This window comes from Gordonia sp. BP-119, assembly GCF_016924115.1.
In the GTDB taxonomy this organism is placed as follows: Bacteria; Actinomycetota; Actinomycetes; order Mycobacteriales; family Mycobacteriaceae; genus Gordonia; species Gordonia hongkongensis.
Genome location: NZ_JAFFZF010000012.1, coordinates 98,910 through 112,574, shown reverse-complemented (window position 1 = coordinate 112,574; position 13,665 = coordinate 98,910). Strand labels below are relative to the sequence as shown.

Below are 13,665 nucleotides of genomic sequence, written 5' to 3'. Positions count from 1 at the left end.
GGGCAGGTGTGGGCGAGGTCGAGATCGCCGTCGCTGAGTACGTCGAATGGTTCAACCACCGCCGCCTGCACGGCGAGATCGGACACGTCCCACCCGTCGAGTACGAGAGCGCCTACTGGTCGACCCACACCGTCACCAGCTACCGTGAGAACCCGGTCCCCGCAAACGCTGGAACCAACTAACCGAGCCTCCAGCAAACCCGGGGCGATTCAAGGTGGGGCCAGTTGCGGGGAAGTCGTAGGAGGTGGCGGCGTCCGGTTCGGATGATGCGGCCGGCCACGGCGAGGATGCGTAGGCGTAGTTGTTTGGGTTCCCATCGGCGGATCGGTGAGTGGGGGTCCCAGCACAGGGTTTGGGTCCACACGAGTAGTTCTGTTGCCAGACAAGCTATTTCCAGCCAGATCTGGTTCTTGGCGAACGCCTGGAACGGGAGGTTGGCCAGTCCGGTGTCTTTGAGGTTGCGGATGCGGTCCTCGGCGCGGGCGCGTTGACGGTGGCGCAGTTCGAGTGTGGGTAGTGTCCAGCCGGTGCCGCGGGTGTTGGTGGCGAACACGGTGTAGCGGCGGCCCTCGATGTCGGTGAGGCGGAGTTGGGCGCCGGAGTGGGGGTATTCGCGGCGGGCGATGACACGCATCCCGGCCGGCCACGGTGCGTCACTGTCGGCGAGGGCGGGGATCGCGGTGGTGAGTTCGGCGACGTGGGCGTCAAGCCGGGGTTGACCGTTGGCGTCGACCGCGGGTTGCCAGGCCTGTTCGGGAAGGCGGGCGAGCGCGGTTTTGATGGTGTCGGAGACGATGTAGCCGATCGAGTACTGCAGCCCGGCGTCGGTGATGTGGGCCAGGAACTTTTTAGAACATCCCGCGGCGTCGGTGCGCACGAGTACCTGGCCGCGTTCACCGGCCGGCAACTGAGCCAGCGCGGCGGTCAGCGTGGAGATGTGCAGGTCAGCGCCTTGTGGTGAGGCGCCGCCGCGGCGGAGGTCGCAGATGAGTGGTTCCCCGGTGCCGTACTGGCCGTGATCGACCAACGCGCACATCGGGGCGTGGCCGTACTGGCGTTTGTAGTTGATTTCGGCGTGTTCTTTGTCCGAGTGCGCGGTCACGGTGGTGGCGTCGAGATCGATGATGACTTGGCCGCCGTCGACGCTGCCCGGTTGTCCTTCGAGTGGTCGGCGTCGCGCCCACACGTTGTTTCGGCAGTGTGCGCGGGCCTGGCGGATGGCGGCCACCACTGCGGTGGAGTCGTCGGCGAGGGTGCTGATCAGGCGAGATACCGTCGGATCCGAGGCGACGAGACCGAACAGGGCCGGTTGGGCGCGCACGACCGCCAGATCCGACACGCAATCGCCGCCCACAGCGACCGCGGTCGCGAGGTCCATCAGCATTTTGGCCGGATCATGCACGGTGCGTGTGGTGGTCCACGGCTGCAGTGCCGTGGTCAGGGCGGTATCGAGACCGGCGATGCGCATGGTTTCGCGGAGCAGGACTGCGCCGGTGGAGCTGGTCAGTGACTCGCTGCGGTCGGTATCGACAACCAGATGTGGGTAGCGGTTATGCTTCACTTGCGAAGTGCCTCTCTGCGCCCGGATCATTGTGTTGTGGTGATTCAATAATCCACTGGCAGACAGGCACTTTCGCGTATTCACACGCCCCAAACCTCACAAACCCCTGAAATATCCAGGCTGAGGAGCGAGCTTGCGGAGGCCGTCACGAAGGGTCTTGGTGAGATGACGTCGCCACCCTTCGAGGCTCGTCGCTAACGCTCCTCGCACCTCAGGGAGCAAAGGGAGGGCATCGCAGACCAGCGGTTTCGTGGTTCTTTGGGATGAGGGAGCAGAGGGGGCGGCTGCGCTTCTCGCAACTCAGCTCAGGGAGTGGAGCGGAGGGGCCGCCGCGGCGCGCAGTCAGCCACCCAGCGCTCGCGCGAGCAGTTCCACGTACCGGTCCACATCGTTCATGACATCCGGGCTCGTGGTCACCGAGATCGCGACCCGGTCGCCGATCCCGTGTACGCCGTGAGTCAATCCCTGAGCCGGCGACAGCGCGGGAAACCCTGTGGTGAAGAGGATCTCGCCTCCATCCAGGTCGAGATCGGCGGCCCCGCGGTTCACCGACGAGACCACCGTGACGCCGGTGACTGCCGCCGGCGGGGTGTCGAGATCGAAGGATCGGATCCCCCATCGGGTCAGGATCGCCGGTGTCGACTCCGACGCCCGACGCTGCGCGGCCCGCAGCGGGTCGGCCTCGGCTGCTCGAGCGGCGGCGATCTCGGCGCCGATGAGTCGTGCGCGCTCAACCAGATCGTCGACGTCGACGTGCAGATCGATCCCCGCGTTGCGGAAATGGTTGCGCGCTCGACGTTCTCCGCTGCGCCCGACCGTCAGCTCCACGCCGTATCGTCGATCCCGGTCACCGAGATACTCCGGGAGCGCCACCGAGATCGCGGTGAGAACCGCGACCGTGACCGGCACTCCGGGTCCGCTGAGTTGGTCACGCTCGACGACCAGCACACGCAGGGTCCGCCGCGGTCCGGGCGGGACGTTCAACCGAGTCGGCGCATATCCCGCCGTTCCCGGCACGGATGCCGCGGCGAGCCGCGCCGCGCGAACCCCTCGCCACGCTGTCGTGACGAACTCGCCGGGGAATCGAAGCACTCCGCCGAGCGCCGTAACGGCGTCGACCATCAACTCGCGGAAGGGTAAACGCACCTCGGACACCGGTCGTCGTGGAGGCGCAGGAGCCGTGAACCAGTCGCGCGCGATCCGTGACATCCGACGCCCGTCGCCCAGGGCGTGACAGACCTGGAGCACGACGACGACCACCGGACCCGTCGCTGCCGGGACTTCGGCGACCGGGCCGAAGAGGTGCGCCCGCCACGCCTCCCGCGTGGGATCGAGCGGCTGGGCGATGAGCCCGGCGATCTCCGTCAGACACGACGACCACGTGCGGCTCGACGCGTCCACGCGGACCTGGTCGTCGGCGGGCCGGACGGATTCCCAATACGGGCGGTCGGCGGTGCCCGGGACATCTCGTATCCGGAGGCACAGATCGTCGACGTGCGCCGCCCGCAGCCGGAGTCGCGCCGCGCAGTCCTCGATCGAACCGCGCGGCGCGGCAAAGCAATACACCAGGAACTCGTCGTTCGGGATGCGCTGCGACATCCAGTACGACACCGCGTCCGCCGCGGCCATCCGGTGCATGGCCGCCAGCGTAGCGGCACGGCGTGCTACTTCTGTCCGGCGCTCCAGGCGTACGGCAGGTCGGTGCCGTTGAGCACGTGGTCGCCGACCGCCTGCAGCTTGAAGATCAGCGGGTTGTGCACCGAGATCACCCGGGCGTTGCGCCAGTGGCGATCCAGGCGCAGACGCTCGGAGGTGATCGACGCGCCGCCGACCTCGAAGAGCTGCGTGGTCGCGTCGAGCACGGCGGGGATGACGGCGGCCTGGGCACGGGCGACATCGAATTCGACGCGGTCGAGGAGCGCGGCGTCCTCCCAGCCGGCGAGCGCGAGCTCGTCGAGCTCGTCGGCGATGTCGAGGACCAGCGTGCGCGCGGTGTAGGCCGCCGCCGACAACCGGCCGATCACCTGCTGCACCAACGGATCATGGCGCGGCAGGTCGGCGGTCGAATGCGTGAAGGTGCGCGTGCGGTTGCGCACCCACTCCACGACGTCGTCGGTGGCGCGTGCCGCGATACCCGCGAGCACCGAGAGCTGCACGAGTTGCAGATACGACGTCGCGTACGTGCGCCCCTCCCCGCCGTACCCCGGGCCGAGGACACGCTCGGCCGGCACCTCGACATTCGCGAACTCGGTGGTGCCGCTGGCGGTCAGGCGCTGACCGAAGCCGTCCCAGTCGTCATGCTGGGTGACGCCGTCGGCGTCGGCGTCGACGAGTACCGAGACCCGCTCACCGTCTTGGTCGGCGGCGACGAGGATGTGGTCGGAGTAGAGGCTGCCGGTGCTGTAGTACTTGGTGCCGTCGAGCCGGAACCCGCTGCCGTCGGTGCTCGCCGGATCCGGGGTGAGGCGCGTCTGGTACCGGTCGATGGCGCCGACGCCGGGTTCGGTGATCGCGTTGCCGACCAGCGTCCCCTCGCCGACCTTGCGCAACCACTGCTGCGCAGCCTCGTCCGGGAGGGCGGCGAGCTGGTCCTCGACGAACGACCAGTGCACCCGCAGGGCCTGCGGGAGATTGGACTCCGCGGCGGCCAGCTCGATGAGCAACCGGAACAGCTGACGGATCGACGCGCCATGACCGCCGAATTCCACCGGCACGCGCAACGCGCCGAACTTCGCCTCCCGTAGCCACGAGACCTCGTCGTATGCAAGCCTGCGGTCGTCCTCGCGCTGCACGGCGCCTTCGGCGATCCGGGCGAAGATCGGTGCGAACACCTCGTCGAGACGCTCGTCCGTCGTTCCGGTGGCGGGCCGGTTAGTTTGCTCGGTGGACGGCACAGTGGACGTCATCGGGGGTCCTTTCGATCGCAGACTGGTCGGCGACAGTCTGGTCGGCCCGGCACCGGCCGACCACGGTTGCAACCGCGCTGACCGCAACGCTGACGTTCTGGGCGCGTGCACCGCACACTGGCGCTCCGACGCTCGTCGGCCACCTCCGATGAGACCCCGGTCACGCCATGTGTCAATGTTTGGTATGCCAACAACGCTCGTTGATATCGATCCGACCACCCCCGTCGTCGTCGGCGTGGGCCAGGCATCGGAACGCCTGACCGATCCCGGATACGAGGCGCTCGGCGAGGCCGACCTCGCCGCCCGGGCGGTGACCGCCGCATTCGCCGACTCCGGAGGCGACGTCGCCGGGTCGATCGACACGATCGCCGCGATCCGCTCGTTCGAGATCTCGAGCCCGTTGTCGTCGTCACCGCTGGGCCGACCGGACAACATGCCGCGCGCGGTCGGCAACCGGATCGGGGTGGACCCACGCCGCGCCGTGCAGGCCGTGACCGGCGGCCAGACCCCGCAGACGATGCTCACCGAACTCGCGGCGGCCATCGCCGCCGGCGACTCCGAGGGGGCCGTGGTGTTCGGCGCCGAGGTGATGTCGACGGTCCGCCACCTCATGTCACAGGACCAGCGCCCGAGCTTCGCCGAGGAGGTCGGTGGACAGCTCGAGGACCGCGGCTTCGGGCTCAAGGGCATCATCTCGGTCGCCGAGATGCGGCACGGCCTCGCGTCGGTGTTGCCGCAGTACGCCCTGCTGGAGAACGCCCGCCGGCACGCCTCCGGCCTGGGCCGCGACGCCTACATCGCCACGATGGGTGAGTTGTTCGCGCCGTTCACCGAGGTCGCCGCCGCCAACCCGCACTCGGCCGCCCCGACGGCGCGCACCGCCGACGAACTCGTCACCGTCACCCCCGAGAACCGGATCGTGTCCGATCCGTTCACCCGGTACATCGTGGCGCGCGATCAGGTCAACCAGGCCGCAGCCGTGGTCGTGATGTCGGTGCGGGCCGCGCAGGCCGCCGGCATCGACCCCGCGAAATGGGTGTTCCTGCACGGTCATTCGTCGACGGTGGAACGACCGGTCCTGGCTCGACCCGAATTGTCCTCCGCTCCTGCGGCTCCCGCGGCGGTGCGGCATGCGCTGCAGGTCGCCGGGATCGGGCTCGACGACATCTCCGTGGTCGACATCTACAGCTGCTTCCCGATCGCGGTGTTCAACGTCCTCGACGGGATCGGCATGTCGCCCGACGATCCGCGCGGACTGACCCTGACGGGTGGCCTGCCCTTCTTCGGCGGGCCGGGCAACAACTACTCGCTCCACGCGATCGCCGAAGTCGTCAGCCGCGTCCGGCGATCGCCGGGTGACTACGGTCTCGTCGTCGCCAACGGCGGTGTGCTGAGCAAGCATGCCGCGGGTGTCTATTCGACGACGCCGGCACCGTGGCGCCCGGACACCAGCGGTCCGGTCCAGGCCGAGCTCGACGCGGTACCGACCGTTCCCACGATCGCCGACGCCGACGGCGCCGCGGTCGTCGAGACTTACACGGTCATCCCGCAGAAGAACGGCCGCCGCACCGGTGTGGTGATCGGCCGGCTGGTCGATCCGACCGTTCCGGAGGGACTCGGCGCCCGCTTCGTGGCCAATCTCGATTCCGACGACGACGAACTCTTCGACCTCCTCCTCACCTCCGACGACCCCGTCGGCACGCCGATCGTCGTGCGGTCGTTCGACAAAGGCAATCGGGTGGCCCTGACCGCCGCGGCCATGAACTCCCGGCATCCGGTCGTCGCGCCGGCGTTCCGCGACTCCTACGAGCACGTCGAGATCCGTCGCGACGGCCGGCTGCTCGAGGTGACCATCAACCGGCCCGATGCGCGCAACGCGTTGAACCCCGCGGCGAACGCCGAACTCGACTCGATCTTCGAGGCCTACTTCGCCGATCCCGACCTGTGGGTGGCGATCCTGACGGGCAAGGGCGACAAGGCATTCTCGGCGGGCAACGATCTCGCGGCGACCGCGGGCCCCGCCGCCCTGTCGGTGCCGAAGAACGGGTTCGCCGGACTCACCTCGCGGCGCAGCCTGCCCAAACCGGTGATCGCGGCGGTCAACGGCTTCGCGCTCGGCGGCGGCTGCGAGATCGCGATGGCCTGTCACATCGTCGTGGCCGACGAGGACGCATCGTTCGGACTGCCCGAGGTGAAGGTGGGTTTGGCGGCCGCCGCGGGTGGTCTGGTCCGCCTGCCGCGGATGATCCCGCCCGCGCTCGCACGCGACATGATCCTGACCGGGCGTCGGATCTCGGCCGCCGAAGCCGCGGCCGCCGGACTGGTGAGCCGGATCGCCCCCGCCGGAAAGGTTCTCGAGACCGCACGCGGCGTGGCCGAGGAGATCCTGGCCGCCTCTCCGACGTCGGTACGGGCGTCGATCGCCACCATGGAGCAGTCCGACGCCATCACCGACACCGTCGACGCCGTCCACGCCAGCACCTCGGTGCTCGACTCGCTCGTGATCAGCGGCGACACCCTCGAAGGGATCATGGCGTTCGTGATGAAGCGGACGCCGAACTGGAAAGGCCACTAGAGACTCATCGAAGACGAAAGCGCACGGAAAACGCGCGCACGGTCGTCGGATGCTGAACACTTGACGGCGGCCACTCCGCGCGCTCCCGCGTGTGGGTGGCCGCTGTTTCGACGTAACAGTCGTGTCCAGAAAGGCGGCACACCATGTCCGGTAGCAGTGAGGCACGCGGAACCAAGTCCTCCAAACGCACACCCCCACCACCGTCGTACCGGGTCGATCCCCCCGACTGGACACTGCCGCGGGGCACGATCGTGCTCCTCACGATCGCCGGCCTCGTCGTCGCCATCGGCGGCATCAAGTCGGTGGCGTCGCTGGTCGGGCCGGTCTTTCTCGCGCTGATGCTCACCGTCGCCGTCCAGCCGGTCCCGAACTGGTTGCGCAAGAAGGGCTTCCCGCGGTGGGCCGCCTTCGTGACGACGGTGCTCCTCGTCTACGGAATCCTCATCGGGCTGTTCGCGGCGCTGGTGTTCTCCGTCGCGCGCCTGGCATCGATCCTGCCGCAGTACGACGACAAGTTCGACGACCTCGTCACCGGCTTCCAGAACTTCCTCACCAGCCACGGCGTCAGCCACGACAAGGTGCAGGACATGATCTCCCATGTCGACACCAGCAAGGTCGTGGGTGCCGTGACCGACGTGCTGAGCAGCACGTTCAGCGTGGCCTCGGCGCTCGTGCTCGTCCTCGCCCTGCTGCTGTTCATGGCCGCGGACTCGGTCGGCTTCGACGACCGGATGAACATCCTGGACCGGATGCGCCCCGACATCGCATCGGCCTTCCGTTCGTTCTCGCAGGGGACACGCAGCTATCTGTGGGTGTCGACGGTCTTCGGCCTGATCGTCGCCGTGCTCGACAGCGTGGCCCTCGCGTTGCTGTCCATCCCGCTCCCCATCCTCTGGGGCCTGCTGTCGTTCATCACCAACTACATCCCGAACGTCGGCTTCATCATCGGTCTGGTCCCACCCGCGCTGCTCGGGCTCCTCGTCGGGGGGCCCACGAAGATGATCGTCGTCATCGTCGTCTACAGCGCGATCAACGTCATCATCCAGTCGGTCATCCAACCGAAATTCGTCGGCGACGCGGTCGGGTTGTCGACCACCCTGACCTTCCTGTCCCTGCTCTTCTGGGCCTGGGCGATCGGGCCGCTTGGCGCGATCCTCGCGGTGCCGCTGACCCTGCTCGCCAAGGCCTTGCTCATCGACATCGACCCCGCCACCCGCTGGGCAGACGTGCTGCTGTCGTCGGGCGGGCAGCCGAAGAGCCCGGACCCGGCCGAGGTGGGAACCTCCGACGACGACACGAGAGAACCCGCGAAGACCACGGGCACGAAGGGTGAGGATCCGCCACCCGGATCGGCCCCGGGCGTCACACTGGAACCGGAAACGTGAGGCGGGCTACGCACCGCGCCGATCATTGGGTAGATTCCCTTTCGACCCCAATCTGACCACAACCGTTTACAGATAGGTTGCGCACCGCTCATGGACATGAACTGGTCTCCGGACGACGCTGCGTTTCGCGACGAGGTCCGCGCGTTCCTCGACGAGAAACTGACCCCCGAACTACGCGCGGCGGGCACGCTGCGCACCAGCGTCTACTCCGACCACGAGGCCTCGATGGAGTGGCAGGCGATCCTGCACGAGCGTGGCTGGGCCGCTCCCGCGTGGCCGGTGCAGTACGGCGGATGCGACTGGTCGCAATCCCAGCACTACATCTTCAGCCGTGAGTCGATCCTCGCCGGCGCGCCGTCGCTGTCGCCGATGGGCATCCGCATGGTGTCGCACGCGATCATGGCGTTCGGCACCGACGAGCAGAAGAACTTCTTCCTGCCGGGCATCCTCGACGGCAGCGTCTTTTTCTGCCAGGGCTACTCCGAGCCGGAGTCCGGCTCGGACCTCGCGTCGCTGTCGATGGCCGCGGTCGACGACGGCGACGACCTCGTCGTCACCGGTTCCAAGATCTGGACCACCCACGCCTCCGAGGCGAACTGGATCTTCTGCCTCGTGCGGACCTCGCGCCAGGAACGCAAGCAGCAGGGCATCACGTTCGTGCTCATCGACATGAACTCGCCGGGCATCGAGGTGCAGAACCTCGTGTTCGCGTCCGGCGAGCAGGTGCAGGCGCAGGTCTTCTTCGACGGCGTGCGCGTGCCCAAGAAGAACGTCCTCGGCAAGATCGACGAGGGGTGGACCGTCGCGAAGTACCTGCTCGTCTTCGAGCGTGGCGGCGGCGCGGCCGCCCCGGCGCTGCAGGTCATGGCCGAGCAGCTCGGCCGGGACGCGGCGTCGGTGACGGCGCCGAACGGCGGCCCGCTGTCGGAGGATCCGGCCTTCGCGGCCAAGCTCACCGACCTGCAGGTGCGCGCGAAGATCCTCGAGGTCCTCGAGTACCGCGCGCTCGCCGCGATGAGTTCGGGCAAGGACCCCGGCTCCATCGCGTCGATGCTGAAGATCCTCGGCACCGAACTGAGCCAGGAGATCACGACCCTCAGCCTGGAGGCCGCGGGACCGCACGGACGGGTCTTCCAGCCGCACGCCACCAAGCCGGGCGGACCCATCTTCCAGTACACCCCGCCCACCGACGGCTACGTCAGCGGCGAACCGTGGCAGGCCGTCGCGCCGCTGCACTACTTCAACGACCGCGCGGGCTCGATCTACGCCGGCAGCAACGAAATTCAACGAAACATCCTCGCCAAAGCGGCTCTGGGTCTCTGACGGGTCACAGGAGATAACCAATGGACTTCACACTCACACCCGAACAGCAACTGCTGTCCGACGGTCTCGACAAGTTCCTCGACGCGCGGTACGACCTCCAGGTAAGCCGCGACGCCGCGAAGGTCGGCGAGGGCTGGCAGCCGAAGATCTGGAAGGCCTTCGTCGAGGACCTCGGGGTCGTCGGCGCCTGTCTGCCGGAGGACATCGGCGGATTCGGCGGCGGCCCCGAGGAGCTGATGGTCGTCACCGAAGCGCTCGGGCACGCCCTCGTGGTCGAGCCGTTCGTCGACACGGTCGTGCTCGGTGCGGGTCTGCTGCACGCGACCGGCAACCCGGTCGCGCTCGAGGCAGCCGGTCGCATCGCCGAGGGCGAGGCGCTCAGTGCACTCGCCGCGCTCGAAGACGGCTCGGGCGGGGTCCTCTCCCGCATCGAGACCTCCGCCGACCGGGACGGCGACGAGTGGGTGCTCAACGGCACCAAGGCCGTCGTCACCACGGCGCCGCTCGCCGACTACCTGATCGTCAGCGCCCGCACAGCGGGCGAACCCCACGATCCCGCCGGCGTCTCACTGTTCCTGATCGATCTCGCCGACGGCGGGCCGACGGGGCTCGAGCTGCACAAGCTGCGCACCATCGACGACCGCCAGGCCGCCGACATCACGTTCACCGACGTGCGCCTGCCCGGCGACGCGCTCATCGCCGATGAGAACGCCATCGAGATCCTGGAGAAGGCGTGGGACACCGCGACCGCCGCGGTCGTCTCCGAGGCCGTCGGCCTGATGCGCAAGGTGTTCACCGACACCGTCGAGTACTCCAAGCAGCGCGAGCAGTTCGGGGTCCCGATCGGCAGCTTCCAGGTGCTGCAGCACCGCATGGTCGACATGCATCTCGAGCTCGAACAGTCGGTCGCCGCACAGTATTTCGCGATCCTGTCCCTCGAGGGCTCCCTGGCGGAACGGGCGGCGGCGGTCTCGGCCGCCAAGGCCACCGTCAGCCGCGCCGCCCGGTTCATCGGACAGAACGCGGTGCAGTTGCACGGCGGGATGGGGATGACCGAGGAGTTGGCAATCGGCCACTACTTCAAGCGTCTCACCGCGATCGAGTACGAATTCGGCACCGCGGACGCCCATCTCGCGCGTTTCGCGACCGCCACCGCGCAGATCGACGCCTGACCGCATCGCCGAATCGCCACCTCCCGGTTCCGGAGGTGGCGATTCGGCGTTCGGGCCTGACTCAGCTGTCGGTCCAGACCGGCTTCCGCTTCTGCAGGAACGCCGACATACCCTCCTGCGCATCGCAGGTCATCGCATTGGTCGCCATCGTCTCACCCATCTCGTCATACGCCGCCGACTCGTCGAGCTCGATCTGCCGGTAGAACGCCTGCTTGCCGATGGAGACGGTCCGCGCACTCGACCCGGCGATGTGGAGAGCCAGCTCCCGCACCGAGTTCGCGAGCTCGTCGTCGTCGACGACGCCGCTGAGCAGCCCCCAGTCCGCGGCGGTCCCGGCGTCGATGGGTTCGCCGGTGAGCAGCATGTGCATGGCGCGCTTGCGTCCGATCGCGCGGGACAGCGCGACCATCGGAGTCGAGCAGAACAACCCGATGCGGACGCCCGGCGTGCTGAATCGCGCGCTGCGACCCGCCACCGCCAGATCACATGTCGCGACCAGTTGGCACCCCGCCGCGAAGGCCATGCCGGCGACTTCGGCGATGACGGGCTGGCGCACCTCGTGGACCGTCCGCATCAGTTCCGTGCACGTCGCGAAGACGGCCCGCTCGTCGTCGAGGGTCCGGTCGACGAGTTCACCGAGGTCGTGCCCGGCGGAGAACGCGGGTCCGAGCGCCCGGATCACGATGACCCGCACGCGCGGATCGTCGTCGAAGTCCCGAAGCGCGGCGGTGATGGCGCGCATCGTGCTCGTGGACAACGGGTTACGACGCCGCGCGTCCCCCAGCGTGATCACCCCGAGTGGTTCGGCGATCTCCGTCGACACCGCCTCGTGCAGGATTTGTTCGGTCATGCCCCGACACTATGCAGTGCCGCGGGAATACGACGTCGGATCGATCGTTGTGTCTCCTCGTGACCAGTACCGCGCTCTTCGAACCGATCACCCTCCGCGATGTCGCGATCCCCAACCGGATCTGGCTCGCCCCGATGTGCCAGTACAGCTGCTTCGCCGGCGACGGGGTGCCCACCGACTGGCACCTGACGCATCTCGGTTCCCGAGCTGCCGGCGGCTTCGGACTGATCCTCACCGAGGCGGCGGCCGTGGTGCCCGAAGGTCGGATCAGCGCACACGACGCCGGTCTGTGGAACGACGACCAGGCCGCGGCCTGGGGACGCATCGTCGACTTCGTCCACTCGCAGGGCTCGGTCATCGGCACCCAGCTCGCCCACGCCGGCCGCAAGGCCTCCACCTACGCACCGTTCGACGACCGCTCCGGCGCCATTTCGCTCGACGACGGCGGCTGGACGACATTCGGCCCGTCCGACGTCGCCTTCGAGGGACTGCCCGCCCCCACCGCCATGACGACCGAGCAGATCGCCGAGGTCGTGGACGCGTTCGCACAGGCCGCCCGTCGCGCCGACGACGCCGGGTTCGACGTCGTCGAGATCCACGCGGCGCACGGCTACCTGCTGCATCAGTTCCTCTCCCCGTTCTCGAACCGGCGCACCGACGCCTACGGTGGCGACTTCGAGGGACGTACCCGGCTGACCCTCGAGGTCGTGGACGCGGTCCGCGCGGTGTGGCCGTCGTCGAAGCCGCTGTTCATCCGGGTGTCCGGCACCGAATGGACCGAGGGTGGGTGGGATGTGGACGACTCCGCCCGTCTCGCCGCCCTCCTCGCCGGCCGCGGTGTCGACCTCGTGGACGTCTCCTCGGGTGGCAACGTCCTCGCCGACATCCCCGTCGGACCCGGCTACCAGGTCGACCTCGCCCGGTCGATCCACCGCCAGTCGGGTGTGCCCACCGCCGCCGTCGGCCTCATCACCGAACCCGATCAGGCCGAGAAGGTCGCCGGCGACGACGACATCACCGCCGTCTTCTTCGGACGCGTCGCGCTGCGGGAGCCGTCGTGGCCGCTGCGCGCCGCACACGAGCTGGGCATCGACAAGCGCGAGGCGCCGTATCCGCCGCAGTACCAACGCGGTTCGTGGCACTGAGCCCGGTCTGCCTCACACCGGCCGCGGCAACACCAGCGCGAGGGACGCCGCGGTCGCCGGCTCGATGATCGATGCGAGCGGGGCGCCGGACTCGACGGCACCGGCGGTCAGCTCCCGGAAGCCACCCCACAGGAAGATCGCGCGCTGACGGTCCATCGGCACCACCCCCGCCGCGGCCATCGTCGGGGTCGAGGTGAGGCCGACGAAGAGTTCGATCCACGCTTCCAGGGCCTCGTCCTTGACCGCCTGGGCGGCGCTGCCGAGCGCGGGCAACTCGCGGATCCAGCTCAGCGTCAGACCCGGATACCGCTCGCTCGCTGCAACATATGACGACACCGCTTGTCGCACCTGCTCTTCGATGGAGGCTTCCGCATCCACGCGCCGCGCGATCTCGGCGATCATGAACTCGTTGGTCACCGTCAGCAGCGCGAAAAAGCATGACTGCTTGTCGGCGAACTCTTGGTAGAACGACCGCCTCGAGGTCCGCGCGACCCGCACGATGTCGGCGACCGTGGTGTCGCGGTAACCCGCTTCGACGATGCACTCGAGCATCGCCGCGAGCAGCCGGTCCCGGCTCGATGCGCCCGCCGACGAGGTCAGCCAGGGCGCCGGGAGCGAAGCGAGCGGGCCCGATGTCGCAGGCGCCGGGAGCGAAGCGAGCGGGCCCGATCCAGTCACGCCTTCGAGCATAGGCCCTTGTCTCGACCGGTACGTGAGCGTACCGTCGGGTGGTACGTGCACGTACCAC

General features: G+C 68.5%; 11 protein-coding genes. 6 read left to right on the top strand and 5 right to left on the bottom strand.

Going from position 1 to position 13,665, the window contains the following annotated elements; genetic code table 11:
* The coding region (locus tag JW364_RS09855; RefSeq protein WP_205333546.1) for an IS3 family transposase at positions 1-182 on the top strand (182 nt) is incomplete at its 5' end.
* Here JW364_RS09855 and JW364_RS09850 read toward each other — a convergent pair.
* The 3 genes from JW364_RS09850 to JW364_RS09840 form a co-directional block, all read right to left on the bottom strand.
* Positions 179-1,561, bottom strand: a complete 1,383-nt coding sequence (locus JW364_RS09850; protein WP_249356495.1) for an IS1380 family transposase — start codon at positions 1,559-1,561, stop codon at positions 179-181. The genes JW364_RS09855 and JW364_RS09850 overlap by 4 nt on opposite strands.
* 342 nt (positions 1,562-1,903) lie before the next feature.
* Positions 1,904-3,199 (bottom strand): WS/DGAT domain-containing protein, encoded by a 1,296-nt coding sequence (locus JW364_RS09845; protein WP_205333545.1) that lies wholly within the window; start codon positions 3,197-3,199, stop codon positions 1,904-1,906.
* Between the two features lie 26 nt (positions 3,200-3,225).
* Positions 3,226-4,467 carry an acyl-CoA dehydrogenase family protein gene (locus JW364_RS09840; protein WP_205333544.1) on the bottom strand — a complete coding sequence of 414 codons (1,242 nt, stop codon included), beginning with the start codon at positions 4,465-4,467 and terminating at the stop codon, positions 3,226-3,228.
* A gap of 175 nt (positions 4,468-4,642) precedes the next feature.
* On the opposite strand from JW364_RS09840, the gene JW364_RS09835 reads away from it, so the two are divergent.
* The 4 genes from JW364_RS09835 to JW364_RS09820 all read left to right on the top strand — a co-directional run bounded on the left by JW364_RS09835 (position 4,643) and on the right by JW364_RS09820 (position 10,922).
* Entirely contained in the window at positions 4,643-7,042 is a 2,400-nt protein-coding gene (locus JW364_RS09835; protein WP_374100808.1) for an acetyl-CoA acetyltransferase, read from the top strand.
* A gap of 143 nt (positions 7,043-7,185) precedes the next feature.
* Positions 7,186-8,427, top strand: coding sequence for an AI-2E family transporter (locus tag JW364_RS09830; protein ID WP_205333542.1), 1,242 nt, complete (start codon positions 7,186-7,188; stop codon positions 8,425-8,427).
* Between the two features lie 90 nt (positions 8,428-8,517).
* Positions 8,518-9,750, top strand: a complete 1,233-nt coding sequence (locus JW364_RS09825; RefSeq protein WP_159371200.1) for an acyl-CoA dehydrogenase family protein — start codon at positions 8,518-8,520, stop codon at positions 9,748-9,750.
* A gap of 20 nt (positions 9,751-9,770) precedes the next feature.
* Positions 9,771-10,922, top strand: a complete 1,152-nt coding sequence (locus tag JW364_RS09820) for an acyl-CoA dehydrogenase family protein (RefSeq protein WP_205333541.1) — start codon at positions 9,771-9,773, stop codon at positions 10,920-10,922.
* Between the two features lie 61 nt (positions 10,923-10,983).
* Here JW364_RS09820 and JW364_RS09815 read toward each other — a convergent pair whose 3' ends face one another.
* On the bottom strand, positions 10,984-11,772 hold the full coding sequence (locus JW364_RS09815) for an enoyl-CoA hydratase (RefSeq protein ID WP_205333540.1): 789 nt from the start codon (positions 11,770-11,772) through the stop codon (positions 10,984-10,986).
* 59 nt (positions 11,773-11,831) lie between these two features.
* Between JW364_RS09815 and JW364_RS09810 the strand changes: the two genes are divergently transcribed.
* Positions 11,832-12,917: an NADH:flavin oxidoreductase/NADH oxidase gene (locus tag JW364_RS09810; RefSeq protein WP_205333539.1), complete on the top strand. Its 1,086-nt coding sequence runs from the start codon at positions 11,832-11,834 to the stop codon at positions 12,915-12,917.
* Positions 12,918-12,929: 12 nt separating this feature from the next.
* On the opposite strand, the gene JW364_RS09805 is transcribed toward JW364_RS09810, so the two are convergent.
* Positions 12,930-13,607, bottom strand: coding sequence for a TetR/AcrR family transcriptional regulator (locus JW364_RS09805; protein WP_205333538.1), 678 nt, complete (start codon positions 13,605-13,607; stop codon positions 12,930-12,932).
* Positions 13,608-13,665 lie beyond the last annotated feature (58 nt).

Bases quoted from the DNA above. Each gene is read 5' to 3' on its own strand.
- JW364_RS09805 (WP_205333538.1), bottom strand. From the start codon at position 13,607: ATGCTCGAAGGCGTGACTGGATCGGGCCCGCTCGCTTCGCTCCCGGCG.
- JW364_RS09845 (WP_205333545.1), bottom strand. From the start codon at position 3,199: ATGCACCGGATGGCCGCGGCGGACGCGGTGTCGTACTGGATGTCGCAG.
- JW364_RS09830 (WP_205333542.1), top strand. From the start codon at position 7,186: ATGTCCGGTAGCAGTGAGGCACGCGGAACCAAGTCCTCCAAACGCACA.
- JW364_RS09820 (WP_205333541.1), top strand. From the start codon at position 9,771: ATGGACTTCACACTCACACCCGAACAGCAACTGCTGTCCGACGGTCTC.
- JW364_RS09835 (WP_374100808.1), top strand. From the start codon at position 4,643: ATGTTTGGTATGCCAACAACGCTCGTTGATATCGATCCGACCACCCCC.
- JW364_RS09815 (WP_205333540.1), bottom strand. From the start codon at position 11,772: ATGACCGAACAAATCCTGCACGAGGCGGTGTCGACGGAGATCGCCGAA.
- JW364_RS09840 (WP_205333544.1), bottom strand. From the start codon at position 4,467: ATGACGTCCACTGTGCCGTCCACCGAGCAAACTAACCGGCCCGCCACC.
- JW364_RS09825 (WP_159371200.1), top strand. From the start codon at position 8,518: ATGGACATGAACTGGTCTCCGGACGACGCTGCGTTTCGCGACGAGGTC.